Origin of the sequence: Shewanella sp. SG41-4 (assembly GCF_014164505.1) — a bacterium.
Lineage (GTDB): Bacteria > Pseudomonadota > Gammaproteobacteria > Enterobacterales > Shewanellaceae > Shewanella.
Genome location: NZ_JACJFI010000491.1, coordinates 1 through 1,972, shown reverse-complemented (window position 1 = coordinate 1,972; position 1,972 = coordinate 1). Strand labels below are relative to the sequence as shown.

The 1,972-nt window shown below is 41.4% G+C and carries 2 protein-coding genes; both read right to left on the bottom strand.

The features are described 5' to 3' along the window. Positions 1-192: 192 nt before the first annotated feature. Positions 193-1,596 (bottom strand): AAA family ATPase, encoded by a 1,404-nt coding sequence (locus H5202_RS21475; protein ID WP_182773839.1) that lies wholly within the window; start codon positions 1,594-1,596, stop codon positions 193-195. 50 nt (positions 1,597-1,646) lie between these two features. Beyond that, a partial coding sequence (locus tag H5202_RS21470; protein ID WP_443019463.1) for a 3-dehydroquinate synthase family protein occupies positions 1,647-1,972 on the bottom strand: 326 nt, incomplete at its 5' end.

The window sequence follows — 1,972 nt, the reverse complement described above, 5'->3', positions numbered from 1 at the left end:
CATCAACGAGCTTATATTTACCGCCTGCCCACTTTAGAAAGGCTCTATGCTTTTTTATCATGAATAGGAATTATGCCAGCAAAATTAAAGCTGATGATTGTACTCTGTTTAACGACAATTATCATCGGGTAAAGTAGATTTATTAGTTGATTTTTCATCCTATTGACTTGGATGCTGCGGAATATGAAGTTGTTAATCTTGTCGCTTGTAATCACTTAAGTCTGCCCACTTTCTCACCCAGGGGGCTGCTAATCCATATTGTTTCTGAAGGCTTTTAGCTTTTGAGGTGGCTGCCGATGCGGTTTCAAAATCACCCAGCAATATAACGTGGCGTTGTTTGAAACTCATTATATAAACTTGCGGCTCTTGTGCCAGTTTAACTAAAATAGGTGTTAGTGAATCTTTGTCATTCACGCTAGCAAGTTGCAGCGTAAAACCTTTCACTTTAATATTCGGGGTATTATCACGCTCAACAATATCGTTCGGCTTACTTACCGTGTTAATTTGCGCTTTGGGTAACTTACCTTGGAACGATAAGCCTTTTAGTGATGAGCTTACTACTACGTCAGTATGGTTATCCGCAGGAACCTCTTCAGTGAGGTTAGTCGCGCCTTGCTCCACTAGCAAACTATCAGCAATCATTTGCTGCTCAATGAGTAAGTGTGCTTGTTCATTGGCACTCGACTTAGTTAAGGCCAATTGTCTATGGGCAAAATAAAGACTTAATGTGCTATCAGCATAACCAATAACATATTGGCTTGCTTTTACCCGAACAGCGGATTGCTCTGCGGTTAATACTGGTGACAATGACGCTGAAATCGGTGCAGGTAATTGTGTACTAATACCCCACCAAAGCGCAACACCAGTTAATATGGCGAAAGCAGCTATCATCATTTTAACAGACAGAGACCAAGGAGATTGCTCTGTTTGTGGCTCTTCTAATGCTAATGCTAATAATTGAACAACCTCTGCTGGCGTACCCCGCTGTTTTTCTAATTGTTTATGAATAATTTCACGTGGAATAAACGGTGTTTGCTGGCTCCGGAGTAATAGGCTTTGATAGAGGCCATCGCGCTCGGGAACTGATAAAGGTTCAATTGTCACAGGGAGTAATCTAGCACGAGTATCATCCGTTAACTCAGCCACTAACGTATGCCAAAAACTGGGGGTAACGGTCACGGTGACGGCAACAGGTTTACCTGCACAGTGAATTTGGCTCAACAGAATACACTCAGCCCAAATATCTTTAGGCAATAAATCGGCATCATCGATGATGATATGTAATGGTTTTTTTAAACTAGATTGGATTCTCAGTACGGTATCCATCAAAGGACGTTCATCATCAAAAATTGGCGCGGAGATTAATTGAACCAGAATTTTTCGACGAATTTCAGCGCTATCAGCGTGTTGAGGACAAATGATCAATGCTGAATTGTAGTCATCTAGCTCACTGGCTAATGCAGCCGTCAGTGTCGACTTTCCTGAACCGTTATCACCACAAATAACCAACAACTGTTCGCTATAACTAGCAATATGCTGTAAACGCTGAATGAGCGCTTCTTGGGTAGGGAGTAACAATAGTCCTGGAGTCGTCAATGATTCACCACACTATAATTTATAGCTAGCATAGTTATATGCGGAATAATTTATACGCAGCTAATAACCTGTTTCAATAAGTCTTCACTCACATCACTAAAGACATCAGCTTTGCCTATTTCTGTAGGTAATACTAAGCGGATTTTACCACCTAACACTTTTTTATCACGACGCATATGTTTGATAAACTGTTCAAAAACCATCGACTCTGGAGCCGTTATAGGTAAATCAAACGCTTGCATCAATCGGCAAATACGCTCGACACTTTGCTCATCTAATAGATTTAGCTTACATGCTGTTTGAGCCGCTAGAACGGTACCAGCAGAGACAGCTTCGCCATGTAACCAAACACCGTAGCCCATTTCAGCTTCGATAG